The 24,094-nt window shown below is 73.3% G+C and carries 20 protein-coding genes and 2 pseudogenes; 5 read left to right on the top strand and 17 right to left on the bottom strand.

Translation table 11 applies throughout. The annotated features are described in order from the left end of the window. Positions 1-47: 47 nt before the first annotated feature. Positions 48-953 (top strand): LysR family transcriptional regulator, encoded by a 906-nt coding sequence (locus ACIRPP_RS09565; protein ID WP_403639468.1) that lies wholly within the window; start codon positions 48-50, stop codon positions 951-953. Between the two features lie 168 nt (positions 954-1,121). On the opposite strand, the gene ACIRPP_RS09560 is transcribed toward ACIRPP_RS09565, so the two are convergent. Next, the gene (locus tag ACIRPP_RS09560) at positions 1,122-1,685 is read right to left on the bottom strand and encodes an NAD(P)H-dependent oxidoreductase (RefSeq protein WP_403639466.1); all 564 of its coding nucleotides are present in this window, start codon (positions 1,683-1,685) and stop codon (positions 1,122-1,124) included. Between the two features lie 136 nt (positions 1,686-1,821). Between ACIRPP_RS09560 and ACIRPP_RS09555 the strand changes: the two genes are divergently transcribed. Further along, a complete protein-coding gene (locus ACIRPP_RS09555) occupies positions 1,822-2,574 on the top strand; it encodes a TetR/AcrR family transcriptional regulator (RefSeq protein WP_403639464.1) in 753 nt (250 codons plus the stop codon). Positions 2,575-2,690: 116 nt separating this feature from the next. After that, positions 2,691-3,728, top strand: coding sequence for a LacI family DNA-binding transcriptional regulator (locus ACIRPP_RS09550; RefSeq protein ID WP_403639462.1), 1,038 nt, complete (start codon positions 2,691-2,693; stop codon positions 3,726-3,728). A gap of 353 nt (positions 3,729-4,081) precedes the next feature. Here the strand turns inward: ACIRPP_RS09550 and trxA are convergent, their stop codons facing one another. Further along, positions 4,082-4,483 (bottom strand): thioredoxin, encoded by a 402-nt coding sequence (trxA, locus tag ACIRPP_RS09545; RefSeq protein ID WP_403639460.1) that lies wholly within the window; start codon positions 4,481-4,483, stop codon positions 4,082-4,084. A gap of 122 nt (positions 4,484-4,605) precedes the next feature. Between trxA and ACIRPP_RS09540 the strand changes: the two genes are divergently transcribed. Further along, positions 4,606-6,042, top strand: coding sequence for a dihydrolipoyl dehydrogenase family protein (locus ACIRPP_RS09540; protein WP_403639458.1), 1,437 nt, complete (start codon positions 4,606-4,608; stop codon positions 6,040-6,042). 215 nt (positions 6,043-6,257) lie between these two features. Here ACIRPP_RS09540 and ACIRPP_RS09535 read toward each other — a convergent pair whose 3' ends face one another. Both ACIRPP_RS09535 and ACIRPP_RS09530 read right to left on the bottom strand, forming a co-directional pair. Next, positions 6,258-6,902 carry a peptide deformylase gene (locus ACIRPP_RS09535; RefSeq protein ID WP_403639457.1) on the bottom strand — a complete coding sequence of 215 codons (645 nt, stop codon included), beginning with the start codon at positions 6,900-6,902 and terminating at the stop codon, positions 6,258-6,260. 133 nt (positions 6,903-7,035) lie between these two features. Further along, a complete protein-coding gene (locus ACIRPP_RS09530) occupies positions 7,036-7,392 on the bottom strand; it encodes a tetratricopeptide repeat protein (RefSeq protein WP_403639455.1) in 357 nt (118 codons plus the stop codon). A 138-nt stretch (positions 7,393-7,530) separates the two neighbouring features. Here ACIRPP_RS09530 and ACIRPP_RS09525 point away from each other — a divergent pair, with 138 nt between their 5' ends. Further along, positions 7,531-8,496: a pirin family protein gene (locus ACIRPP_RS09525; RefSeq protein ID WP_403639453.1), complete on the top strand. Its 966-nt coding sequence runs from the start codon at positions 7,531-7,533 to the stop codon at positions 8,494-8,496. Between the two features lie 541 nt (positions 8,497-9,037). Here ACIRPP_RS09525 and ACIRPP_RS09520 read toward each other — a convergent pair. From ACIRPP_RS09520 to ACIRPP_RS09460, 13 genes and pseudogenes are all read right to left on the bottom strand, one after another. Beyond that, positions 9,038-9,760 carry a YoaK family protein gene (locus ACIRPP_RS09520; protein WP_403639452.1) on the bottom strand — a complete coding sequence of 241 codons (723 nt, stop codon included), beginning with the start codon at positions 9,758-9,760 and terminating at the stop codon, positions 9,038-9,040. 95 nt (positions 9,761-9,855) lie between these two features. After that, positions 9,856-10,030, bottom strand: a pseudogene (locus tag ACIRPP_RS09515) (transposase); the annotation flags it as partial. A 7-nt stretch (positions 10,031-10,037) separates the two neighbouring features. Continuing rightward, positions 10,038-10,202, bottom strand: a pseudogene (locus ACIRPP_RS09510) (transcriptional regulator); the annotation flags it as partial. 69 nt (positions 10,203-10,271) lie between these two features. After that, entirely contained in the window at positions 10,272-11,030 is a 759-nt protein-coding gene (locus tag ACIRPP_RS09505; protein ID WP_164333381.1) for a GntR family transcriptional regulator, read from the bottom strand. 108 nt (positions 11,031-11,138) lie between these two features. Then, entirely contained in the window at positions 11,139-11,855 is a 717-nt protein-coding gene (deoC, locus tag ACIRPP_RS09500; protein WP_403639449.1) for a deoxyribose-phosphate aldolase, read from the bottom strand. A 126-nt stretch (positions 11,856-11,981) separates the two neighbouring features. Then, positions 11,982-12,437, bottom strand: a complete 456-nt coding sequence (gene rbsD / locus ACIRPP_RS09495) for a D-ribose pyranase (RefSeq protein WP_403639447.1) — start codon at positions 12,435-12,437, stop codon at positions 11,982-11,984. 93 nt (positions 12,438-12,530) lie between these two features. Next, on the bottom strand, positions 12,531-14,105 hold the full coding sequence (locus ACIRPP_RS09490) for a sugar ABC transporter ATP-binding protein (RefSeq protein WP_403639445.1): 1,575 nt from the start codon (positions 14,103-14,105) through the stop codon (positions 12,531-12,533). After that, a complete protein-coding gene (locus ACIRPP_RS09485; RefSeq protein WP_403639443.1) occupies positions 14,105-15,130 on the bottom strand; it encodes a sugar ABC transporter substrate-binding protein in 1,026 nt (341 codons plus the stop codon). Before ACIRPP_RS09485 ends, ACIRPP_RS09490 begins: the two co-directional genes overlap by 1 nt. Before the next feature lie 94 nt (positions 15,131-15,224). Continuing rightward, positions 15,225-16,262 carry an ABC transporter permease gene (locus ACIRPP_RS09480; protein ID WP_164345520.1) on the bottom strand — a complete coding sequence of 346 codons (1,038 nt, stop codon included), beginning with the start codon at positions 16,260-16,262 and terminating at the stop codon, positions 15,225-15,227. Then, positions 16,259-17,176 (bottom strand): ribokinase, encoded by a 918-nt coding sequence (locus ACIRPP_RS09475; protein ID WP_403640083.1) that lies wholly within the window; start codon positions 17,174-17,176, stop codon positions 16,259-16,261. The genes ACIRPP_RS09480 and ACIRPP_RS09475 overlap by 4 nt, the downstream gene beginning before the upstream one ends. A 197-nt stretch (positions 17,177-17,373) precedes the next feature. Continuing rightward, positions 17,374-20,517 (bottom strand): NACHT domain-containing protein, encoded by a 3,144-nt coding sequence (locus tag ACIRPP_RS09470; RefSeq protein WP_403639441.1) that lies wholly within the window; start codon positions 20,515-20,517, stop codon positions 17,374-17,376. Positions 20,518-20,618: 101 nt separating this feature from the next. Further along, complete coding sequence (locus ACIRPP_RS09465) at positions 20,619-22,481, bottom strand: SpoIIE family protein phosphatase (protein WP_403639439.1); 1,863 nt, start codon at positions 22,479-22,481, stop codon at positions 20,619-20,621. 196 nt (positions 22,482-22,677) lie between these two features. Next, positions 22,678-23,952, bottom strand: coding sequence for an amidohydrolase (locus ACIRPP_RS09460; protein ID WP_403639437.1), 1,275 nt, complete (start codon positions 23,950-23,952; stop codon positions 22,678-22,680). Positions 23,953-24,094 lie beyond the last annotated feature (142 nt).

Genomic DNA, 24,094 nt, shown 5'->3' with positions numbered 1-24,094 from the left:
TCACGTCCAGGTTGACTTTATGGACCTGACCGTGAAGCGTGACCTTCATGATTGATCTGCGCAGGCTGCACGTCCTGAGGGCGGTGGCCCACTACGGCACGGTCACCGCGGCCGCCCGCGCGCTGCACTTCACCCCGTCCGCGGCCTCCCAGCAGATCCGTCAGCTGGCACGCGAACTGGACGTGGTCCTGCTGGAGCCGCAGGGGCGCGGTGTGCGGCTCACCCCGGCCGCGGAGAGCCTGCTCGCGCACGCCGACGCCATCCAGGCGCGCTGGGAGCAGGCCGAGCGGGACCTGCGGGCCGACCACGGCGCCCCCGCCGGGCTGCTGCGGGTGACCGGGTTCCCGGTCGCCGTGTCGGTGCTGCTGGCGCCGATGGCCGCCCGGCTGGGCGAGCGGCATCCGCGGCTGTCGGTGCGCATCCAGGAGGCCGGCGTACCGGAGAGCTTCGACCTGCTGTTCGAGGGGGCCACCGATCTCGCGGTCGTGGAGGCCACCCCGCGCAATCCGCCGCCGGGCGACGAGCGGTTCGACCAGCAGCCGCTGCTCGACGACCCCTTCGACCTGGTCGTCCCCGACGGCCATCACCTGGCCGGGCGGGAGCGGATCGACCTCGCGGAGGCGGCCCGCGAGCAGTGGATCGCGCCGGTGCCGGAGAGCCCCTGCCGGCCGCACGTGATGTCGGCCTGCGGGGCGGCCGGGTTCACCCCCGACGTCGTCCACCACGCGCTGGACTGGAACGTCACCGCCCATCTCGTCGCCCACGGCCTCGGGGTGGCCCTGATCCCGCGGCTGGCCCGGCTGACGGACCACCTGCCCGTCACGCGGGTGCGCTGCTCGGGCGACCCGCACCGCAAGCTGCTGACCTGCACGCGCGGCGGCGACGAGACCCGCCCGGCGGTGGCCGCTGCCCTGGCGGATCTCCGGGAGCTGGCGGCGACGGTGGTGGCCTGATCGGGCGGCGGGCCGCGGAGGACACCCGCCCCCGCGCGCCGCGACACGGCCGCGGGGCGCCGGACGGGACGAAGGGGCCGGAGCGGGTGCTCCGGCCCCTTCGGGTCGTGCGGGTCGGCCGGGGTGCGCCGCTCGTGCAGCGTCGCTCCGGTCGTGCGTGCGTGCCGGTCAGGCGGCTGCCGGAGTGGTGGCCCGGTCCTGGAGGCGCGTGACGACGTCGGTCAGCTGCCCGACGACCTCGGAGTCGTCGGCCGGGTGCAGCTCGGCGAAGCGGGTGACGGAGCCGGGGATGGACAGCTTGATGTCCTCGACCACCGTGCCGCCCGCGATGCCCACGGCCTTGCGGGCCTCGTCCTGCGCCCACACGCCCCCGTACTGGCCGAAGGCGGTGCCGATCACCGCGACCGGCTTGCCGGAGAGGGCGCCGGCGCCGAACGGACGGGACAGCCAGTCGATGGCGTTCTTCAGGACGGCGGGGATGGTGCCGTTGTACTCGGGGGTGAACAGCAGCAGGGCGTCGGCGCCGCCGGCGGCCTCACGCAGGCGGGCGGCGGCCGCCGGGACGCTGCCCTCCGCGTCGATGTCCTCATTGTAGAAGGGGATCTCGGCGAGCCCCTCGTAGAGCGCGACCTCGGCGCCGGCGGGGGCCAGCTTCACGGCCGTCTCGGCCAGCTGCCGGTTGTGCGAACCGGCGCGCAGGCTGCCGACGAGAGCGAGGATGCGAGCGGACATGACGTACTCCCAGGGGGTGGTCTTGAGAAACAGGAAAGGGAACTCGGGCGGAGCATCCGGACCGGGGTCCGGTTAATGTTCTAGCACCCTAACCGGACCGCGGTCCAGTTTCTTCCCGATGCTTTACCCTGGCTTCATGTCCACCGCCCGGCCGCCCGTTCCGGCCCCCCAGGAGCCCATCGAGCCGCAGGAGTTGCTGCAGCTCGGCCTCGGCGCCGAGGAGACCTGCCTGCGTGCCGACGCCGCACGCAACCGGGCGCGCCTGCTGGAGGCGGCCGCCCGCCTGGTGGCCGAGCGCGGCGCGGACGGCCTCACCATGGAAGCCGTGGCCGTCGCCGCCCATGTGGGCAAGGGCACCGTCTTCCGCCGGTTCGGCGACCGCACCGGCCTGCTGTCGGCGCTGCTCGACCACTCCGAGAGGAAGCTCCAGACCGCCTTCCTCACCGGACCGCCACCGCTCGGCCCCGGCGCCCCGCCCGCCGAACGGCTGCGGGCCTTCGGCGCCGCCGTACTCCGCCGCGGGGTCGAGGAACTCGACCTGCAACTGGCCGCCGAGGCCGACGCCGGCCGCCGCTTCGTGCACCCGGCGCGCCGTGTCCTGCACCAGCACGTCACGCTGCTGCTGCGCGAGGCCGTCCCGGACGCGGACTGCGAGCTGCTGGCCCACACCCTGATGGCGCAGCTCGACGCCGCGCTGATCCATCACCTGACCCGGCAGTGCGGCATGCCCCTGGCCCGCCTCGAAGCGGCTTGGAAGGACCTGGTCGACCGCGTCACCGCCACCGGGCACGCCACGGGCGCCGCGGGTGCCACCGCTTCCGCGGACGGCGCCGCTCCCGTGCAGGCCGCCGGTGCCGCGGGGACCGAGGGCGCCGGCCACCAGGACTGACCGGCCCGGCGGGCTCTTCGTGGCTGCCCGCGCGAGCTGCGCGGAAGTGACCCGACGGACCGTTCAACTCACCCCGCCGCAGGCCGCGTTCGGGCTTCTGCAAGGATGCCGTCGTCATGGTGAAGATTCCCCCGACGCCCACGCCCGCGCCTGCCGGACCCATGCGCTCCGTCCCCACGAGCGCCGATGTGGCCCGCCTCGCGGGCGTCTCGCGTGCCACCGTCTCCTACGTCCTGAACAACGCCGGAGCGGTCCGGATCAGTGAGCCCACCCGGCGTCGCGTGCGCGAGGCCGCGAAGGAGCTCGGCTACGTGCCGCACGCCGCCGCCCGCAGCCTGCGCGCCGGCCACAGCCGCATGGTGCTGATGCCCGCGCCGGACTTCCCCGTCGGGCCGCTCTACAGCCGGTTCATCACCGATCTCCAGGTCTCGCTGTCCCGCCTCGACTACACCGTCGTGCAGTACGGCACGGTCGGCGCCCACGACGACGAGGCGGCCCGCGCCTGGGCCGAACTGCGGCCGGTCGCCGTCCTCGTCCCGGGCTCCGGGCTGGGGCCGCGCGGCGTGGAGGTCCTCAAACGCTCCGGCGCCCGGGCCGTCGTCACACTCGGCCCCGAGACCGTGGAGGGCGCACACGCCCTGCTCATGGACCACGACGTGGTCGGGCACAGTGCGGGCGCGCATCTCTTCGACCGCGGCCGGCGCCGCGTCGGTGTGGTGCTGCCCCGGGAGGCCGGGCTGGAGACGTTCTCCGCGCCGCGCCTGAGCGGGGTGCGGGAGGCGCTGCGCGGTACCGACGCCACCGTCACGGAGCTTCCCCTCGCCCTCGACGAGGACGAGGCGGCCGGGCTCGCCGCCCGCTGGCGGGACCTCGGCCTCGACAGTGTGTTCACGTACAACGACGAGTACGCGATGCTGCTGCTGCGCGCCCTGCAGGACGCGGGCGTCCGCGTCCCCGAGGAGACGGCCGTCGTCGGCGCCGACAACCTCATGCTGGGCCGCCTGCTGCGCCCCCGGCTGAGCACCGTTCACCTGGAACTGCCGTCCGGCCGGGACCTGGCCGACTGGGTCGACCGCGCGGTGCGGGACCCGTCCGCGACCCCCGAGGCGCACAAGGTGCTGGGGGCGACGGTGGTGCACCGGGAGTCCAGCTGAGGGACGACCGGGAGTCCGGCTGAGAGGCGACGGCGGTGCACCGGGAGTCCGGATGAGCCGGCCGCGCGGCCCGCGATGAGCGGCGGCGCGGGCGGGGGAGAGGGCTGCTGACGGCCGGGTGCCGGGCGGCCCCAGGCCGCCCGCCCCTCGCCCTCCAGCCCGTCCGGCGCAGCCCGCAGGCCCGCAGGCCGCAGGCCCGCGACGGGGCCGGTGCCGGAGGGGCAGTCGGCCGGGCTGTCGTCACCCCCCCGCCGGGGCTCGGGCTGTCGTCACGCGCCCCGCCGGGGCTCAGCCCTCGGCGCGCCCGCGGGACGGTGCCTTCCGCCGGGCCGGGTGCCGCCCGGGGTGTGGGCTCACGCGCCCTGGCCGGGAGCCTGTCCCTCGCCGCTCTGCGCCTGCTGCTCGGCGACCGCCTTGCGGACCTCGTCCATGTCCAGCTTGCGGGCCTGCCCGATGACGTCGGTCAGGGCCGCCTCCGGGAGGGCACCCGGCTGGGCGAACACGGCCACCTGGTCGCGGACGATCATCAGAGTCGGAATCGACTGGATGCCGAACGCGGCGGCCAGCTCCGGCTGCGCCTCGGTGTCGACCTTGCCGAACACCAGGTCCGGGTTGTCCTCGGCGGCCTTCTCGTACACGGGTGCGAACTGACGGCACGGTCCGCACCAGTCCGCCCAGAAGTCGATCAGGACGAACTCGTTGTCCGTGACCATCTGGTCGAAGTTCTCCTTGGTGAGCTCCACGGTGCTGCTCATGGGTGTGTTCCTACTTCCTGGATTTCTGGGGCGGGGTCTCGCGGTCAACACGGCCGACCGGTCACGTATTCCGCGCCCCTACCCATGTGGCCCGCACGCACACCACCCACCAGACTGACGTCATGACGCAAACGCCAGCACGATCCAACACCTACGACGTCGTGGTCCTCGGTGCCGGACCCGTGGGGGAGAACGTCGCCGACCGCACGCGCGCCGCGGGTCTGTCCACGGCGGTCGTGGAGAGCGAGCTGGTGGGCGGCGAGTGCTCCTACTGGGCGTGCATGCCCAGCAAGGCCCTCCTGCGGCCGGTCCTCGCCCAGGCCGACGCCCGCCGGCTGCCCGGACTGAGCCACGCCGTCCAGGACCCCCTGGACGCGGCCGCCGTCCTCGCCCGCCGGGACGGGTTCACCAGCGACTGGAACGACGACGGACAGGTCGACTGGCTGGAGAGCACCGGCGCCGACCTGTACCGCGGCCGGGGCCGGATCACCGGGGAGCGCACGGTGACCGTCACCGGGCCCGACGGCGGGGAACAGGTCCTCACGGCGCGGCACGCCGTCGCCGTCTGCACCGGAAGCCGCGCCCTCCTGCCCGACCTGCCCGGACTCGCCGACGTCTCACCCTGGACCAGCCGGGAAGCCACCAGTTCCAAGAGCGTGCCCGGACGGCTCGTCGTGGTCGGCGGCGGTGTCGTCGCCACCGAGATGGCCACCGCCTGGCAGGGGCTCGGCTCCCGCGTCACCGTCCTGGTGCGCGGCAAGGGCCTGCTGTCCCGCATGGAGCCGTTCGCCGGGGAACTGGTCGCCGAGGCGCTCACCGCGGCAGGCGCCGACATCCGCACCGGGACGTCCGTGACCTCCGTCCGGCGCCAGGACGGCACCGTCGTCGTCGGCACCGACACCGGGGAGCGCATCGAGGCCGACGAAATCCTCTTCGCCACCGGACGCGCCCCGCGCACAGACGACATCGGCCTGGAGACGATCGGACTGGAACCCGGCTCCTGGCTCCCCGTCGACGACAGCCTCCGGGTGACCGGCCACGACTGGCTGTACGGCGTCGGCGACGTCAACCACCGCGCCCTCCTCACCCACCAGGGCAAGTACCAGGCCCGCATCGCGGGCGCCGCCATCGCCGCCCGGGCCTCGGGCGGGCCGGTCGACACCGGACCGTGGGGCGCGCACGCCGCCACCGCCGACCACGCCACCGTCCCCCAGGTCGTCTTCACCGACCCGGAGGCGGCCTCCGTAGGCCTCTCCCTGGCGGAGGCCGAACGGGCCGGCCACCGGGTGCGCGCCGTCGACGTCGACCTGGGCTCCATCGCCGGTGCCGGGCTGTACGGCGACGGCTACACGGGCCGTGCGCGCATGGTCGTCGACCTGGAGGACGAGGTCCTGCGCGGCCTCACCCTCGTCGGCCCCGGCGTCGGCGAGATGATCCACGCGGCCACCATCGCCGTCGCCGCCCGCGTCCCGGTCGGCCGGCTCTGGCACGCGGTGCCCTCGTACCCGACGGTCAGTGAGGTGTGGCTGCGGCTGCTGGAGGCGTACCGGGACGCCTGAGGCGCGCGGGCCGTACGGGGCGGCGGCCACGAACCGGCGGCCACCTGTGGGCCGGGGCGCGGACCGGGTGGGGGAGTGGCGGGACACGACCGGACGGGCGGCTGACCGGCGCCGGACCGCGCCCCCCGGACGTGCCGGTCGCCCGCCCCGGACGTGCCGGTCGCCCGCCCCGGACGTGCCGGTCGCCCGCCCCGGACGCGCCGGTCGCCCGGACGTCACGGCAGGTCGAACCCCAGGGCGCGGGCCGCCCGTTCCGGTGACGGCTGCGCCCAGCGGTCCGCCACCGCCTGCTGCGACGACAGCGACCGCGGCTCGGCGCGGTCCAGGTACAGGGTGCCGTCGAGATGGTCCGTCTCGTGCTGGACGATCCGCGCGGGCCACCCGGAGAACACCTCGTCCAGTGCCCGCCCGTGCTCGTCCTGCCCCGTCAGCCGCACCACCGTGGGACGTGCCACCACCGCCTGGTAGCCGGGCACGCTGAGACAGCCCTCGAAGAAGGCGGCCCGCCCGGAACCGACCGGCGTGTACGACGGGTTGACCAGCACCCGGAACGGCTGCGGCACCCGCCCGCGGACCCGCCCCACCTCCTCCGGAACCGGCGCGGGATCCTCGATCACCGCGATCCGCAGCCCCACCCCGACCTGCGGCGCGGCCAGACCGACCCCCGGCGCGGCCCGCATGGTCAGGCGCAGCGCCGCCACGAACCGGGCCAGCAGGCCGGGTTCCAACTGGCCGTCGAACGGGTCGGCGGCCCGTCGCAGCACCGGATCGCCGGCCGCGACGATGGGCAACGGCCCGTTCAGGGCGAGAAGTTCCTCCACCCGCTCGGCCAGCGGCGCGCGCTCACTCGACGTCTCCATCCCGTCAGGGTCCCACGTGCCCATGCCCCGCCCGGCCACAGGACTGGCCACAACCCGACGTACCGGTGCCCGGCTCCCCGAGGGGAACCGGGCACCGGTACTCGCGTGCGGGGGCGTCAGCGCGGAGGTCCGCTCACTCCCGGCCGGCGTCGTCGAACTCGCCGGCGAGCGCCGAGGCGATCCGCAGGTGGGACTCGGCCTCCGCGTCCCGGCCCTGCCGCTGGAGGGTACGGCCGAGCAGCAGCCGGGCGTAGCCCTCGACCGGGTCACGGTCCACGATGGTCCGCAACTCGGCCTCGGCGCGGCGCAGCTGAGCCGAGTGGTAGTAGGCCCGTGCCAGCATCAGCCGGGGACCGGTCTGCTCCGGCACCTCCTCGACCAGGCGGCCCAGGACGTACGCGGCGCGCGTGTAGTCCTTGGCGTCGAAGAACATCCCGGCGCGCTCCCAGCGCTCGGCGGGTGTTCCGTGGTCGTAGTACATGGTCTTCACGTGACCTCCTTCGGGGGCGACAACCGACCCGGGTGGTTGAAAATTCCACCACCCCTTCGGGCTCCCCGTGCCACTCCTCCGGTGCGTGACGGCGTCCGACGCCTGACGCGGGAGCATTCCCGGGCTAGGTTTGGCGCCATGAGCAATCTCGAGCGGGAGGCGGTCCCCGCCCTGTGCGGCGGCCGAGGCTTCGTGGTGGCGGAGCCCGTGCGCGAACTCCTGAGCCCCCGGCACGTCCCCCTCGGCGAGTCCACCGAGGTCCGGCGGCTGCTGCCCAACCTGGGCCGCCGCATGGTCGGCGCGTGGTGCTTCGTCGACCACTACGGCCCCGACGACATCGCCGACGAGCCCGGCATGCAGGTGCCCCCGCACCCGCACATGGGTCTGCAGACGGTGAGCTGGCTGCACGAGGGCGAGGTGCTGCACCGCGACTCCACGGGCAGCCTGCAGACGATCCGCCCCCGCGAACTCGGCCTGATGACCTCCGGCCGGGCGATCAGCCACTCCGAGGAGAGCCCCCGCCCGCACGCACGCTTCCTGCACGGCGCCCAGCTGTGGGTCGCCCTCCCCGACGGCCACCGCCACACCGACCCGCGCTTCGAGCACCACACCGACCTGCCCGTCGTCACCGCCCCGGGCGTCGAGGCCACCCTGATCCTCGGCACCCTCGACGGCGCCGCCTCGCCCGGCACCGCCTACACCCCCATCGTCGGCGCCGACCTCGCCCTCGCCCGCGGCGCGGACGTCCGCCTGCCCCTGGAGCCCGACTTCGAGTACGCCGTGCTCTCCATGTCCGGCGAGGCCCACGTGGACGGCGTCCCGGTCCTGCCCGGCTCCATGCTCTACCTCGGCTGCGGCCGCACCGAACTCCCCCTGCGCGCCGAGTCGGACGCCGGCCTGATGCTCCTCGGCGGCGAGCCGTTCGAGGAGGAGCTGATCATGTTCTGGAACTGGATCGGCCGCACCCAGGAGGAGATCGAACAGGCCCGCCGGGACTGGATGGAAGGCACGCGGTTCGGAGAGGTGAAGGGATACGACGGGGCTCCGCTGCCGGCCCCCGAACTGCCGCCGCTGCCGCTGAAGCCGCGGGGGAGGGTCCGCTGACCGGCGTTCACGGCTGACCTGACCGTACGGCAGGCCCGGGGTCCGGGCCCCCGCCCGCGCCCTGGTCACGTCATGGTGCGTCCGCCCGGTCCGCAGGCTGCACCCGGTGTGCTGACGCTGCGGGTCGAGGCCGCGGGCCGGGACGCATCCCGGAGGTTGCGGACCCTGGTCGCCGACCACACGGAGCGGTTCGTCCGACGCGAGGGACTGCAGGTGAGCCGGCAACCGACTGAGCCGGTCACCCGTCCGGACCGCGCCGGCACCGCCGCTGCCGTCGACGGGGGCCGACGTCTCGGCGGGGACGGCCGGGAATCCGGGCGCCGCACGGACGCGTTGGACTGATACCCCCCGGCGGCGATCTGTTCCAGCGTGACGCCGGGCTCGCGGTTGCGCGCGAACCGCACGACGTCCTCGCGGTACTCCTTCGGACAGGGCTTGGGCACTGCAGCATCCTTCCAGGCCGCTTCAGCAAGCCAGGTCAGGTGTCACCCAACCCTGCAGCAGTCCCTTTCTGACTCCTTGTCGTTCATCGTCCGGCTTCTCATCCGGGTCGTTCGGGGATCGTTGGAGTGCTGGCCGCCCGGCCTCCCTCCCGGTGCCGCGCCACCCCGAGCCCGATTGCCCCGAGGGTCATGCACGCACCGGCCACGAGAAGCGCGCCGGCTCCGGACCAGGCGCTGATCAGCAGCGCGCCGAGAGCGCCTCCTGCACCCATCGAGACAACCGCTCCCGCGCGGCGGACCCACTTGTCGCCGGTGCCGCCGGCGAGCGGGCTGTCCAGCGCGAAGTTCACCAGCGTGCTCGTGATGACCACCGTGGTGACGTCGGGGATCCGTGCCCCGCGGGCGACCACCGCCTGCATACCCATCGCCACGGCGAGCAGAGCCGTGAGCCCGATCAGCCATCCTCCGGCCGGAGCGCCCAGCAGCAGCCAGGCGACTCCGATCACGAGGACCGTGGCAGCGGTGCCGGACAGGACGAGCAGGTGAGCGGTGGGCAGGCGCGTGACGTGCGTGCGCCCGTGCACGCGGCGTCCTGCAACGACTGCGCCGGCGAGGAACCCCACCAGGGCGACCGCGTTGTTCAGCAGCGGCACTTCCCCGGCCCCGGCGAGCCCGAAGCCGACGAACAGTACATTTCCGGTCATGTTCCCGGTGAAGGCGTGGTCCAGCGCCAGGTAGCTGACGGCGTCCACGAGGCCAGTAGCAACCGTGAGCGCGAACAGTCCCACCAGGTACCAGGCATCGCTGTCCGTCGGCTTCATGGCCTCAGGATCTCGTGCTCATGGCGAAGTTCCGGCGAAGGCGCGTCTCTCCTATAGCCCGTGTGTGGGCATCTGATGCAGTTTCGGTTCAACGAGCCGAGGGCTTTGACGAGGTCGTCGACGGGGCGGGCGGAGACGCCGTGGACGTATGCCTCCATGATGACCGCGTAAGAGGGCGTGGTCGATGCGCCGCCGGCGTTCCAGCGGGCTGGGGAAGAAGCTTCCGGCCCGCAGTCTCGGGATCGCGAGCTCGAGGTCGCCGGCCTGTGTGGTCACGGTCTTCTTGACGCATCGCCTTCGGGGCGTCTGCGTCTGCTGCACCGGAGGGTCCGGGGTTGTGGTCGCCGCCCAGCGCACACAGGATCAGGACGACCCACTTGTTCGAGATTCGGTCGAGTAGCTGTCGGCCGGGGCATGCTGCGAAGAACGCGTTGTACTCCACCTTGGCCTGAGCCCTCCCGCCGCCGCAGGAGGCCCTGCGGCGGCGGGAGGCGGGCCGGCGCCGGCGGGGTCAGCGGCGCAGCAGCAGCGAGGTGACCCGCAGGCGTCCGCTGTGGATCCACACGTCGGAGTACTCCACCGGCCGGTCGTCGGCCAGGTAGGTGACCTGCTGGAGGTACTGCACCGGGGCGCCCTCGTCCAGTTCCAGGGCGGTGGCGACGTCGGTGGTGGCCGCCTCGGCGCTGAAGGTGCGGCGGGCGGTGGCGATCTTCAGCCCGTACGTGCCCTCCAGGGTGCCGAAGAGGCTGGCGGACGTGAAGTCCACCTCCTCGATACCGGGCGCGAGGTCGGTGCGGACGAAGTTGAACAGCAGGGCGACCGGCCCCTGGTCGGTGCGGCGGACCCGCACCAGGCGCAGCACGTGGGTGCCCGGCGTGACGTCCAGGAGGGCGGCCACCGGCCGCGGCGGGACGATCAGGGAGCACTCGCGCACCGACGTCGTGGTGACGATGCCCTGACTGGCGAAGTCCTCGGAGAGGGTGCTCAGCTTCTGGGCGATCGCGGGTTCGATCGTCGTGGAGGTGACGAAGGTGCCCCGCCCGCGCACCTGCCGCAGCAGGCCCTCCTCGATGAGCGTGGTCAGGGCCCGCCGCAGGGTGCCGCGGCTCACGCCGAACTCCTGGGCGAGTTCCGGCTCGCTCTTGAGGCGGTAGTGCGCCGGCCATTCACCGCTGGCGATGCGCAGCCGGATGTGTTCCGAGATCTGGACGTGGATCGCCGTGGGGACGTCCCGTTTGATGCCCGGGGGTGTCCGTTCGTCGGCCGTCACCGTCGTCGCATCTCCTTCTCCGCTCTCACCGGAGGACCCGTGTCGCTCCGGACGTCAGGGCCGGGCCCCGGCCGCGGTGGGCGGCCGGGGCGCGGCGGTGGTGTCCGCTCAGTAGCTGACGGTGGACTCGTCCCCGCTGTCGGTGATGATGGCCAGACCGGCGCTCGTCCCCAGCAGGGAGGCGCCCGCCCTCAGCAGTTCGAGCCCCTGACCGTAGCTCTTGATCGAACCGGAGGCCTTGACCCGGACCCCGGCCCGTGCCCGGTCAACAAGGTAACGAACACTCGTCGGATTCGCAGTTTCGATCTGTCCGCTGCTGGCGTTCTTCAGGAACGAGGCACCGGCCTCCATGGCGAGTTCGACGGCGGCCTCCTTCTCCGCGTCGGTGAGCAGCGGCAGTTCCAGCATGACCTTCACGGGCAGGCCGGAGGCCTTGACGACGCCCGCGATGTCGTCGCGGAAGTCGTCGTAGCGGCCGCTCTTGAGCCAGCCGATCTGCACGCCGATGTCGAGCTGGTCCGCGCCCAGCCGGGCGATCTCCTCGGCCTCGGCGGCCTTGCCGGCGCTGGTCATGACGCCGACGGTCGGGAAGTCCAGGGCCGTGGCGACCTCGACCCCGGTGCCCTTGAGCTCGGCGACGACGACGGGCAGCCAGGAAGCGGGCACCATCGCGGCGTTGAAGCCGTGGGTGACGGCCTCACGGGCGTGGGCGACCATCTCGTCGCGCGTCGCGTCCGGGTCGATCTTCGTGTGCTGGATGTACGACGCCAGCTCGGCCGGGGTGAGGTCGAGATCGGCGGGGTTGGAGGTGGTGGTACTGGACACGGGGTTCTCCCTAGGGGGTGGTGGGCGGCGGGGATCCGGCGGTCCGGCCGCCGGGTTCTTCGTGGAGGGCGCCGCCGGGTGACCGGGACGGGCACGAGTGCCCGGCTCGGGGGGACTCGCGGGGCGTCAGAGCCTGGACGCGTACTCCTCCGGCACGACGATGTCCTTGCGGCCGAACCAGCGCGGGGCGTCGACACCGCAGTACAGGCCGATGTTGCCCCACGGTTCGAAGGCACCGGTGCGCACGACGGCCTTGGCCTGGCGGGCCAGGCCGCCGAGCACCTCGGCGTGCGGCCGGGTGGTGAACTCGGCGCCGGTGAAGCGTTCCTGGAGCCACGCGTCGAGACGGGGGTTGTGGGTGGGGACGTCCTCCGCGCGGACCACGCCCTCGACGACGAGTTCGTCGGCGATCAGGTCGAGGACCGTACGCAGGTCGGGCAGGTTCTCGGCCAGGGCGAGGTCGATGCGGTGGGCGTCGCGCGGCACGGGGAAGCCCGCGTCCACGACGAGCAGCAGGTCGGTGTGGCCGAGGGTGGCCAGGACGCCGCTCAGTTCGGCGTTGAGGATGCCGGAGCGCTTCATGGTCGTTCTGCCTTTCTCGAGCGGGCCGTCGGGCGGCCCGCGTGGTGCGCCGGGTCCTGGGACGGGCCAGGCCCGGAAGGATCGGGCGGGTGCCTAGGCGGCGGCCGGGGTCGCGCCGGTGGCCAGGGTCATCACGGACTCCTCGGTGGCCTCCGCGGTGTCGACCACGGCCACCAGACGGCCCTGGCTCATCACCGCGATGCGGTCGGTCAGGGTGAGCAGTTCGGGCAGGTCGGAGGACGAGCAGAGGATCGCCAGACCCCTGTCCGCGAGCGCGGACAACTGCGCGTAGATCTCCGCCTTGGCGCCGATGTCCACGCCCCGGGTGGGCTCGTCCAGGATCAGCACCCCGGGGTCGATCGCCAGCCAGCGGCCCAGGACCGCCTTCTGCTGATTGCCGCCGGACAGGCTGGTGATGGGCTGGCCGAGGCCGGCCGTCTTCACCCGCAGCCGCTGCGCCTGCTCGGCCGCCGCCTCGTCGAAGGCGCGGCGCCGGACGAGTCCGAGGCGGCTGAACGTCTTCGCGGTGAGCGCGCCGATGTTCTCGCCGACGCTCATGGTCGTGAGCAGGCCCTGCGCGCGGCGCTCCCCGGGCACGAACGCCAGCCGGCGTTCGACGCTGGAGACCGGGTTGCGCCGCTCGTAGGGCCGGCCGAGCAGTTCCACGCTGCCGCCGGTGCCCGGGTCCCCGCCGAAGATGTTGTGCAGCAGCTCGACCCGGCCGGAGTCCGGCAGGCCGGCCACCCCGAGGATCTCGCCCGGCCGCAGGTCGAAGGAGACCCCGTGGTGCCGTCGGCCGCTCAGTTCCCGGACCTTCAGGGCCGGTTCGGCGGAGGCGTCCGGGCGGGACCCCTGGTCCGCGCGGCGGGTGAACCCGCCCAGCTCACGGCCGACCATCGCGGCGACCGCCCGGTCGGGGTCGGTCTCCTCGGCCCGCCAGGACGCCACGTGGGCGCCGTCCCGCAGCACCTGGATGTGGTCGGCGAGCTGGAACACCTCGGGCATGCGGTGCGAGACGTAGAGCATGGTCGTCCCGGCCGCCTTCAGCCTGGCCATGAGGGCGAACAGCCGGTCCGCCTCGGCGGGGGTGAGCATGGCCGTCGGCTCGTCCAGGATGAGGACGCGGCAGCCCCGGGCGACGGACCGGGCCACCACGATGAGCTGCTGGGTGGCCAGGTCCAGGGTCCGCACGGAGGCGTTCGGGTCCAGGTCGAGGTCGAGTTCGGTGAGGAGTTCGGCGGTGCGGTCCAGCATGCGCCGCCGGGAGGGGAACCAGCGGTGACCGGGTTCGACCCCGCTGAGCACGTTCTCCGCCACCGTGCGGTCGAGCAGCAGCGACAGCTCCTGCGGCACGATGGCCACACCGTGCCGGCCGAGCATGGTGCTGGGCTCGTACGAGGAGACCTCCTCGCCGAAGACGGTGACACTGCCCCCACTGGGCGGCTGGAGACCCGCCAGGATCTTCAACAGGGTCGACTTTCCGGCGCCGTTCTCCCCCAGCAGGGCCGTGACCTCGCCCTCGGGGACGTCGAAGGAGACGTCGCGCAGGGCGCGGACCGGGCCGAAGTTGCGGGTCAGGCCCCGGATGCGGACGGCCGGGCCGGCGGTGCCCGGGTCCGTCGTGCGGTCCGGGCCCCCGGGAGCGGCGTCGCGGGGTGCGGCGGTCATCAGTCCTCCACGGTCGCGTCGGCGAGGTTGTCGCGGGTGATGAACTGCGCCCCGGTGTCCACGCCCTTGATCTCGGTGCCCTGGGTGAGGAAGTCGTTCAGCACCTTCACGGCCTGGTAGCCCTGCTCGGCCGGGTTCTGGCTGATGGTGAAGTCCAGGACGCCGCGCTCGATGTACTCGGCGGTCTGGGTCAGCAGGTCGAAGCCGCCCATCGTGATGGCGTCGCCCTTGCCGGACTGGGCGACCCACTTGGCGGCGGCCGTGGTGGAGCAGCAGTCCAGGCCGGCGACGGCGACCACACCGGACTGGCCGGACATGCTCGACTCCACGGTGTTGTAGGCGCTGTTGGGCTCGTTGCCCACGTTGACCGGGCCGACGATCTTCAGGCCGCTGCCGTCCAGGCCCTCCTTGAACCCGCTGAACCGGTCGTGCGACCAGCCGGCGCCGGTGTCCACGGAGAAGACGACGACGGACTTGCCGTTGACGTCGCCGTCGAGCTTCTTGCGCAGTTCCTCGGCCTGCGCCTTGCCGGAGCCCTTGAGGTCCTGGCCGACGAAGCCCATCTGCTCGGAGTCGGGGTTGTCGGTGTTGAAGGAGATGATCGGTATGCCGGCCTTGTAGGCCTGGCTGATGACCGGCTTGAGGGCGTCGCTGGACGCGGACGACACGGCGAGCCCGTCCACGGCCTTCTGCTGGATGAGCGTCTGGATCTCGGAGACCTGCTTGGCCGCGTCACCGCCGGTCGGGCCGATCAGGGCGACGTCGGCGCCGAACTCCTTGCCCGCCTTCTCCATGCCCGCGCCGATCGGGGTGGCGAACGCGAGGGACGGGTCGTGGTAGCTCAGCTTGATACGCATCGGCTTGTCGTCGTCGAGCCGCTGCTGGATGTACGGGGCGAGCTCGAACGAGCCGTCGGCGGCGCCGCCGGAGTCGGCCGCGGTGACGGCGCCGCAGGCGCTGAGGGACAGGGCCGCGACGGCGGTCGTGGCGGCGACGAGGGATCTGCGGAGGGTGCGCGAGGACATCGTGGCTCCTTGGGGTGTGCGACGCGGGCCGGGCGCGGCGGAGGGCGGAACGCTCCGGCGGCGGCCCGTACGGGGCGGGAGGCTGCGGTGGCGGTCAGGCGCGGGACTTGCGCTTGCGCTGCCAGGTGTCGGCCGCGACGGCGGCGACGATGACGAGACCGGTGACGACGGTCTGCCAGAAGGACGAGATGCCCTTGATGTTGAGGATGTTCTGGAGCAGGCCGATGAAGGCGACACCGATGACGGTGCCCCACATCGTGCCGGACCCGCCGAAGAGGGCGGCGCCGCCGATGATGACGGCCGAGATGACGGTGAGTTCGAGACCCTGGCCGGTCACGCCCTGCACGTAGGAGAGGAAGGACAGGCCGAGGACGCCGGCCAGGCCGGCGGTGAAGCCGGACAGGACGAACGCGGTGAGCTTGACCCGTTTGACGTTGACGCCGACCAGCCGGGCGGCCTCCTGGTTGCCGCCGACCGCGTAGGTGTTGAAGCCGAAGCGGGAACGGGCCAGCAGGATCACGCCGATGGCGGCGACGACGGCGAAGAACACGAACTGCATGGGGATCAGCCCGAACAGCCGTCCCTGGCCGAGGAGGTTGAACTCCGCGACGCCGGGCTGGGAGGAGCTGAGGGAGATCGGGGCGCCGTCGGATATGAGCAGGGCGACGCCGCGGAACACGCTCAGCGTGCCCAGGGTGACGATGAAGGACGGCACCCCCAGCACCACCACGGCCAGCCCGTTCAGGAGTCCGGCGACGACACCCACGGCCAGCCCCACGAGCATGGCCACCGGCCAGCTCCAGCCGTCCGAGATGAGCATGCCGGTGGAGATCGCGGACAGCGCGTAGATGGAGCCGACGGACAGGTCGATCTCGCCGTTGAGGATGACGAAGGTCACCCCGATGGCCATGATGCCGATCTGGGCGATCTGCTGGCCCACCGACAGCAGGTTGTCGGACTGGGCGAACGTCGGGGAGAGCACGGTGCCCAGTACGAACAGCGCGACGAGGGCGGCGAAGACGCCGGACTCCCGGGCGTGCAGCAGCCTGCGCAGGGCGTGTGGGAAGCGCCCGGAGCTCTCGGCGGGGGAGGGCGGGGCAGGGACCGGCGGCTTGGAAAGGGTCGAGGTCACGAGGCGTTTCCAATCAGGGCGTTCAGCTGGGCTCTGGTGGGGAGGGCGGGGACGACGCCCGCGATCGTCACGGTGTGGGAGCCCGCGACGGCGGCGAACTCCGCGGCCTGTTCGACGGGTTGTCCTTCGGCGAGGGCGACCGCGAAGGCCGCGGTGAAGGAGTCTCCGGCGCCCGTGGTGTCGACGACCTGCCGGGCCGGGTGCGGGGGCACCGTGCTGGTGCCGGAGGAGCGGGCGACCAGTGCGCCCGCGCCGCCGCGGGTGATGACGACGGTCCCGCCGGTGCGTTCGCGCAGGGCGTCCGCCAGTTGCTCGTCGCCGAGTCCGTGCCCGTCACCGAGGCCGAGAAGCACGGGTGCCTCCGTCTGGTTGGGCGTCAGGACGTCGATGAGCGGCCAGCACTCCTCGGGGAGCGGCCGGGCGGGGGCCGGGTTGAGCAGGGTGCGGGTGCCGGTCTCGCGGCCGGCGCGCAGCGCGGCGACCACGGCCTCCTCGGGGATCTCCATGGAGACGACGAGGACGTCGGCGGAGGCGATCTCCGCGCGGAACGCGTCGACGGCGGAGGCGTCCAGTTCGTCCAGGGCGCCCGGCGCGATCGCGATGCGGTTCTCCCCGGACGGCTCGACCATGATGAAGCCGACCATGGTGGGCGCCTGCGCGGTCACCACGTGCTCGGCGCCGACGCCCTCGTGCTGCCACAGCTCGCGCGCCGAGCGGCCGAACTCGTCGTCGCCGACGGCGGTCAGGAGCGAGACCTCGGCACCCAGCCGGGCGGCGCCGATGGCCTGATTGCTTCCCTTCCCACCCGGGCCCGAGTCGAACAGGCCGCCCGACACCGTCTCACCCGCCGCAGGCGCCTTCGGCACCCGCATGGTGAGCCCGGCTCCATAGCTTCCGACCACCGCGATCTTCATCGGCACACCACTTTGTGTATGGACAACCATGTACAAGCGAGATCGTAGGTACAGGGATGTCCATAGTCAATGGTTGTGTGAAGAGTGGGTTTCCGGCCAGTTTCTGAGGGGTGTCGGGACGGTGTGCAAGCGCAGGGAAGAGCGCGAGCCCGCTGCTCCGCCCCGGAGTCCGAGGCGCGGGTCGGCAGCGCGCTGCGTCAGTACCGGGATTCGAGCGGCTGCTGCACGGGCGCCTGGTCGAGATGGTCCGCGTTGACCAGACGCACCAGGCCCTCGGCCTTCACGGTGCGCAGGGAGCCGATCTCCCGCAGCGGTTCCACGTCCACCGCAGACCGCCGCTCCCATGCCCGGAGCGAGAGGTCCCGCAGCCGCGGGAAAACGGCGACGACCTCACGCAGGTCCTGCCCGTCCTCGGTCTCGGTGAGCCAGAGCGTGTCGACCTGGGGCAGCACGATGCCGTCGGCGGCGAGCGCAGGCAGGAGACGGGCACTGAACAGCAGCTTGGTCAGCGCGGGCATGTCGGCCAGGGTCCGCAGCCCGGCGGGCGGCGGTGGCGGTGGCCCGTCATCCGTGTCGATCAGGCGCAGGAAGGTGAGTCCCGGCCAGGCCGCCCGGAGCCCCGAGAGGTCGGTGACACTGCTGGGGATTCCCAGGTCCTCCAGGGGAGCGTCGGCCGGCAGAGACCCCAGATCGCGGCAGACCATGCCGTCGCCCACATAGAGGTAGCGCAATCCGGTGAGCGCGTTCAGACAGCGGTAGTCCCGGACGCCCGGCAGCTGCCGCAGGAGCAGGTTCGTCACGGCCAGTTCCGCCACGGGGGAGAGGTCGGTCAGCGTGGCCGGGCCTTCGATCAGGGCGAGGCGGTCCAGCGGGCGGAACCGCGTGAGGAAGCGGACGTCCGTGAGGCGTTCACAGGCGAGGGAGAGCTCGCTGATCTGCTTGCCGCCCAGCGCCTCGGTGATGTCCTGCTCGGTGAAGTCGCCGAACAGCGACAGATAGGGGTGGCTGAGGAAGCGGGCCAGGGCCGCCAGCTCGGTGTGCGTGCGCACCTGGAGATGCGGCTTGTGCTCCAGCGACACGCCCGACAGCACTGTCTGCTGGTAGAGGGCGGGGTCGAAGTCCCCCCACCCGAGGAAAACCGGGTTGTGGACGCCTGCGGAGGGGTGGTCGCGGAATTGCGCCAGTTTCGGCAGCGCGGCGTCCGTCCCGACCAGAACGGCCACCCGGACGACGGCCTCCGCCTCCTGGACGGTCAACCCCTCAGGCCCCGGCAGAAGTTCCAGCGCCACGTGCCCCACGTCGGCCAGGGCTTTCGCCTCGTCGTAGGTCCTGGGCGGCAACAGGGCCGCCGCGCGCCCCTCCACCTCCCGGCGGACCTCCGGATCCAGCTCGGTGGCGTGCTCCAGGCAGGCCATGGCGAGCAGATGCAGCCGCACGCGGTGTCTGCGTACCTTGTCGCCGCGCTTGACCAACTGCGTGAGCAGGCGTTTGCGCTCGTCGGGTCGGCCGTGCGCCACGGCCATGCGGACGACGTCCTCCCACTGGTCCAGGTGGGCGTTGCGGACCAGGAGGGGGAAGTCGCGGTGCTCGATGACGGCCCGGGCCGCGAGATAGTCCTGGAAGGTGCGGTGCACGAAGTCGACCACCCCCTCGGCGGGTTCCCGCAGGAGGCCGGAACGGGTCAGCAGACGCCGGAAGACCTCCTCGGCGGAGGCCGGACCGATCACGTCACGGTTCATGGCGGGCAGCACCTGGTCGATCAGGGCGACGGCGTCCTCACGGTCCATCTGGGAGTGGCCGTTGCGGATCAGCCAGTAGGCCAGCCGCTCCAGGAGCAGCACCTGGGACCGGTAGTCCATCTGCGTGCCGTCGTCGACGCTCCGCTGCCGGTCGCGCCGTTCCAGCAGCATGCGCAGGCCCGCCTCGTACAACTCCTCCCGCCCGCGGGGCAGGAAGCCCCGGCTGGTGCGGTGCAGGGCACAGATCAGGCCGCACATCAGGGGGTTGGTGGCCAGCCGGGACAGATCCTGTCTGCTGCGCACCGCCCTGATCAGGCGGTCAGCCTCCTGACGGTCGCTCCCGGCCGCCGCGTGCCAGCGGTGGATGAAGGTGGTGACGTCCTCGCCGTTCATCGGCACCAGGGACAGTTCGTGGAAGCCGTCGGCCTCCAGCCAGTTCTCGCGGACCGCCGAGGGCCGGGCCGTGACGACGCAGACGTTGCCGGGGAAGGCGCCGAGCAGGTCGCGCAGCCACCGGCGGGTGCCGTCCCGCAGCGGTTCCGGCACCTCGTCGATGCCGTCCACCAGGAGCAGGCCGCGCCCCGCGGTCAGCACACGTTCGGCCCAGCCGGCCGGTGGCGTGTGCGGGCAGCCGACCACCGTCAGGAACTCGGCCGGCGCGGGCAGTTCGCGCCCGGCGCGGGTCAGGGACCGCAGGGGCAGGACGAACGGGACGCGTCCGAGGAGGTGGGCCAGGCTTCTGCTCGGGCGCCACTCGGCGGTGGTGACGGCCAGCCACTGCACCAGGGTGGTCTTCCCGGCCCCGGCGACACCCCGCAGCAGGACCCTCTCCCGGCCCGCGAGCGCCTGCTCGGCACGCTCGGGCAGGGCGGCTCGGCGGCCGTGCCCGCCCTCCGGCTCGGCGACCGCTTGCCGGGCCCGGCCGTCCACGGCCTCCAGGCCCAGGTAGGCGTCGTCCAGCGGCCAGTCGTCGTCGATGTCGATGCCGAAGATGGTGAGCCGGCCGTGCCGGTGGACGAGGTGCCTGCGGTAGCGGTCCTCGAAATCGGCGTCCTCGGCCTGCCGGGCGGGCAGCCGCCCGACGAGGGTGTCGACGGCCTCGACCAGGAGCCGGGTCTGCCGGGCCTCCTCCACGAGGGTCCGGGCCACGAACGTGGAACGCCTGGTGAAGAAGTCGACGATGTGCAGGCAGGCGACCCGCAGCAACTGGTCGTGGAGCTGCTCGGCGTCGGCGGACAGACCGAGCGGGGGACGGGCGTTCAGGGCGTCCGCCAGCTTCTCGGGTCCCAGGGCCACGGCCTGGACGTCGTCCATCTCCAGGTCGCCGAGCCGGAGCAGGGAGCGTGTAAGGGCCTGCACCACCGCCTCGTGCTCGCCGGGTGCCGGTGTCTCGCGGGGGCCGGCCGCTTCGACGGCCCGCTGAAGCAGCCGCCGCACCAGCTTCTCGAGATCCTCGGCGGTCAGTGAACGCTTCTCCCCCCGGAAGGAGACCAGCGACCCGATGCGCACCGGCTCGGCCACCAGGCCCGCGCCGGGCTGGTCACCCCGGAACAGTTTCCTGACCAGCGGTGTGATCGCCGCCGACCCTACCCGCAGAGCCACCGTCCCGGCATCCACATCAACACCCCCTGCACGAGCGTAGTGGAGCCGCGGCCGCGGGTGCGGTCAACCGGCCGGCAAACAGGGCCCGTTGCGGAGGTCGCTCACTCCGCCCCGGGGGTCCCCGGGGCGTGGGTGGGGTCCTGCACGCGGGGGTGTTCCTGGGTGGAGCCCGGGGCGGCGCGGTGCGGGGCGGCGGGGCTGCGGGGGGACTGCGGGGGAGGGGGCGGGTGGCGGTCGCCGGGGGTGCCCATGCCGGCCTCGGGCACCCGCAGGGCGAGCAGGGCGGTGTCGTCGCCGCTGGGGGCGATGCGGTCCAGCAGGGCGTCGCAGAAGTCGTCCACGGTGTGCCGGGCCAGCATGGAGGCGTGGTGGCGCAGAGTGGCCATGCCGAGGTCGATCGGGCGGCCCCGGCTCTCCACGAGACCGTCGGTGTACAGCAGCAGGGTGGACCCCGGGGGCAGATCCTGGCGGGCGTCGGGCCAGCGCAGGCCCAGACGGAGGGCGGCGCTCATGCCGATCAGGGGTCCGTGGCCGTCGGTGAGGTAGCGCGTCCCGCCCTCCGGGGTGACCAGGAGCGGCGGAGGGTGCCCCGCGTTCGACCAGTGCAGTTGCCAGGGTCCCCCGACGGGGCCCTCGATGCGGGCGAAGACCAGCGTGGCCATGGGCGCGTCGCTGGTGTTGGTCACCGCCTCGTCCACGCCGTGCACGATCGTGCTGGGCGGCGCCTGCCGGTCCCAGGCCAGGGCGCGCAGCATGTTGCGCACCTCCGCCATGTGGGAGGCCGCCTCCAGGTCGTGGCCGACGACGTCCCCGATGACCAGCGCCATGACACCGTTGGCGAGCAGGAAGGCGTCGTACCAGTCGCCGCCCACCTCCAGCGCGCTCTGGGCGGGCACGTACCGGGCGGCCATCCGCAGGTGGTCCACCTGCGGGAGCGGCGTGAGCAGCTGGCGCTGCATGGTCTCGGCGACGTTGCGCTGCTCGTGGTAGAGCCGCGCGTTGTCCAGCACCAGGGCCAGACGCCGGCCGAGGTCGGCGAGCACCCGCACCTCCTCGTCTGTCGGAGCGGGCGCGCGCGAGGTGCGGGCCACGGTCAGCAGGCCGTAGGGGCGCCGCCGGGCCCGCAGCGGCACGGCGACGGCCGTGTGACCGCCGAGCCGCTCGAACAGGGGCCGGTGGGTGGCGGCGAACGGCCCGTCCGGGTCGGCGCGCAGTTCCTCCGCGTCGACCCGGACGGGCTCGTCGTCCCCGGTGGCCCGGATCGCCGGCGGGCGGACCCCGGGCGGCAGGGATCCTTCCAGCCGGCGCGTCCGGCGGGGGTGGGTACGGCTGCGGACGGCGACGCGTTCCAGCGATCCGTCCTGTTCGGAGTACACGTCGACGGCGGCCCACTCGCCCAGCGCCGGGACCAGCAGCCGCAGCAGCCGGCGGATCCGGGCCGGGGCGTCGTCGGGGGACATCAGGACCTCGGAGGCGTCCTCCATCAGGTGCAGCCGGCCGGTCAGCGCCTCCAGCCCGGCGGTGTGCGCCGCCGCCTGCTCCTCCGCCTCGCGCTCCGCGGTGTAGTCGCTGAACGCCAGCACCAGGCCGTCCGGGCGGCCCGCCGTCCGCAGCGGCGTCGTCGCCCAGTGGACGGGCATGACCGAGCCGTCGGCCCGCAGGAGGTACTCGCGGTTGCCCTCCTCGGCGGCCGGGCCGTCCTCGTCGGCGGCCCCGCCGCGGTCCAGCGGGGCGAGCATCGTGCACTGCTCCCGGGGGACCGGGCCGCCGTCGGCGTCGCGGTGCAGCAGGTCGTGCACGTCGTGGCCGAGCATCGCCCCCGCCGTCCGGCCCAGCAGGCGCTCGGCCCACGGGTTGACGTACGTGATGCGGCCGGAGCCGTCCGTGGTGAGGACGCCGACGCCCGCGTCGCGCAGCACCGCCTGCGGGAAGTCGGGCTCCGACACCACCCGCGTGGTGTTCATGCTGCCGTCCCCTCGTCGTTCCCGGGCCGTCCGGTCTGCGGACACGGCGCCCACCGCGCCCTTCCGGCCGTGCGACAGGCGGGTACCCACATCCGACCGCACCCCTCCGCCGACATGGCCGAGCCGAGAGCCGAGCGCCGACAGCCGGGAGCCGAGGGCTGAGGACCCGGGGCCGACGCCAGGGACCCCGCCGGTCTCAGTGGCCCAGCCAGGCGAGGGCTGCCACCGTCAGGGCGGCGACGCCGGTGTCCAGTGTCGGCTGGAGAACGGGGGCGAAGGTGGCGCTGTGATTGACCGGGACGTCCTCCGAGAGGGATCCCCGGCGCAGCGCCCCGGCGTGCAGCGCGGGATCGGTGCCGCCGATCGCCCAGTAGGTGAAGGGCGCGCCGAAGGCCGCCGGGATCCGGCTCATGTCCTCGCTGGCCGTCTGCAGTTCCACGGTGCGGGCGTCGTCGCCGAAGTACGCGGCGAAGGCCTCCGCGACCCGGCGGGTCGGTTCCGCGTCGTTGACCGTGGGCGGAAACGAGGCGATCCGCTCGATCAGGGGCTCCTCGGGGCACCGGGACGCCCGGCACTCCGCCTCGACGATGCGGCGGACGGCGTCCAGGACCCGGGTGCGGGTCGCCTCGTCGAAGGTGCGGACGTTGATCTCCAGGACGGCCCGGTCGGGGATGACGTTGGGGCCGCTCCCGGCGTGGATGCTGCCGACGGTCAGCACGGCGGGGGTCGTGGGGGCCAGCTCGCGGGAGACCACGGTCTGCAGGCGCAGCACGATCGCGGCGGCCGTCACCACGGGGTCCACCGCGGCCTGGGGCATGGAACCGTGCGCCCCGCGCCCCCGCACGGTGACGCGCAGGCTGTCCGCCGCCGACAGGAAGGAACCCGCGCGGGTGCCGACGTACCCCGCGGGGTGGGGCAGGACGTGCTGGGCGAGCACGACGTCGGGACGCGGCGATCTCGCGGCGAGACCGTCGGCGATCATGGCGTCGGCGCCTTCGCCGTTCTCCTCCGAGGGCTGGAAGAGGGCCACGAAGGTGCCCCGCCAGGCGTCCCGGTGCAGTGCCAGCAGCTGTGCGCAGCCGGTCAGGCAGGCGGTGTGCACGTCGTGCCCGCAGGCGTGCATGACGGGCTGCTCGACGCCGTCCCGGTCGGTCGCCGTCGCTGTGGACGCGTACGGCAGGCCGGTCCGCTCGCGGACCGGGAGGGCGTCCATGTCCGCCCGGGCCATGACGACCGGACCAGCCCCGTTCGCCAGGACGCCGATCACTCCGGTGCCCCCGACGCCCTCGGTGACGGCGTAGCCGGCCGACCGCAGGGTCTCCGCGACCCGGCCGGCCGTGCGGTGCTCCCGGAACCCGAGTTCCGGGTGGCGGTGCAGGTCCCGGTACAGCTCCTCCACGCCCGGACGGACGGCGCGCAGGCCGGCCTCCACGATCCGGGTGGGCGGGCCGGGCGGCGGGGGCTCGGTCATGACGCTCCTCACGGGACGGGGGCGGCGGCGCTGCCCTGCTTCCCCGTAGGGGTACCCGCTTCCCGCCCGGAGTCGCGGGGTCGCCCGGAAGAGCCTCGGGGGAGGGGCCGCGTCAGTCGAGGTCGGGGACCAGGGACCGCGC

It is taken from the genome of Streptomyces sp. NPDC101219 (assembly GCF_044767675.1).
Taxonomy (GTDB): Bacteria; Actinomycetota; Actinomycetes; order Streptomycetales; family Streptomycetaceae; genus Streptomyces.
This window is presented reverse-complemented; position numbering and strand designations above follow the sequence as displayed.

Coding starts and splice junctions, on each gene's coding strand:
- ACIRPP_RS09490 (WP_403639445.1), bottom strand. CDS start 14,105: ATGACCGCCGCACCCCGCGACGCCGCTCCCGGGGGCCCGGACCGCACG.
- ACIRPP_RS09485 (WP_403639443.1), bottom strand. CDS start 15,130: ATGTCCTCGCGCACCCTCCGCAGATCCCTCGTCGCCGCCACGACCGCC.
- ACIRPP_RS09535 (WP_403639457.1), bottom strand. CDS start 6,902: ATGGAGACGTCGAGTGAGCGCGCGCCGCTGGCCGAGCGGGTGGAGGAA.
- ACIRPP_RS09475 (WP_403640083.1), bottom strand. CDS start 17,176: ATGAAGATCGCGGTGGTCGGAAGCTATGGAGCCGGGCTCACCATGCGG.
- ACIRPP_RS09540 (WP_403639458.1), top strand. CDS start 4,606: ATGACGCAAACGCCAGCACGATCCAACACCTACGACGTCGTGGTCCTC.
- trxA (WP_403639460.1), bottom strand. CDS start 4,483: ATGAGCAGCACCGTGGAGCTCACCAAGGAGAACTTCGACCAGATGGTC.
- ACIRPP_RS09550 (WP_403639462.1), top strand. CDS start 2,691: ATGGTGAAGATTCCCCCGACGCCCACGCCCGCGCCTGCCGGACCCATG.
- rbsD (WP_403639447.1), bottom strand. CDS start 12,437: ATGAAGCGCTCCGGCATCCTCAACGCCGAACTGAGCGGCGTCCTGGCC.
- ACIRPP_RS09465 (WP_403639439.1), bottom strand. CDS start 22,481: ATGAACACCACGCGGGTGGTGTCGGAGCCCGACTTCCCGCAGGCGGTG.
- ACIRPP_RS09555 (WP_403639464.1), top strand. CDS start 1,822: ATGTCCACCGCCCGGCCGCCCGTTCCGGCCCCCCAGGAGCCCATCGAG.
- ACIRPP_RS09525 (WP_403639453.1), top strand. CDS start 7,531: ATGAGCAATCTCGAGCGGGAGGCGGTCCCCGCCCTGTGCGGCGGCCGA.
- ACIRPP_RS09520 (WP_403639452.1), bottom strand. CDS start 9,760: ATGAAGCCGACGGACAGCGATGCCTGGTACCTGGTGGGACTGTTCGCG.
- ACIRPP_RS09565 (WP_403639468.1), top strand. CDS start 48: ATGATTGATCTGCGCAGGCTGCACGTCCTGAGGGCGGTGGCCCACTAC.
- ACIRPP_RS09560 (WP_403639466.1), bottom strand. CDS start 1,685: ATGTCCGCTCGCATCCTCGCTCTCGTCGGCAGCCTGCGCGCCGGTTCG.
- ACIRPP_RS09460 (WP_403639437.1), bottom strand. CDS start 23,952: ATGACCGAGCCCCCGCCGCCCGGCCCGCCCACCCGGATCGTGGAGGCC.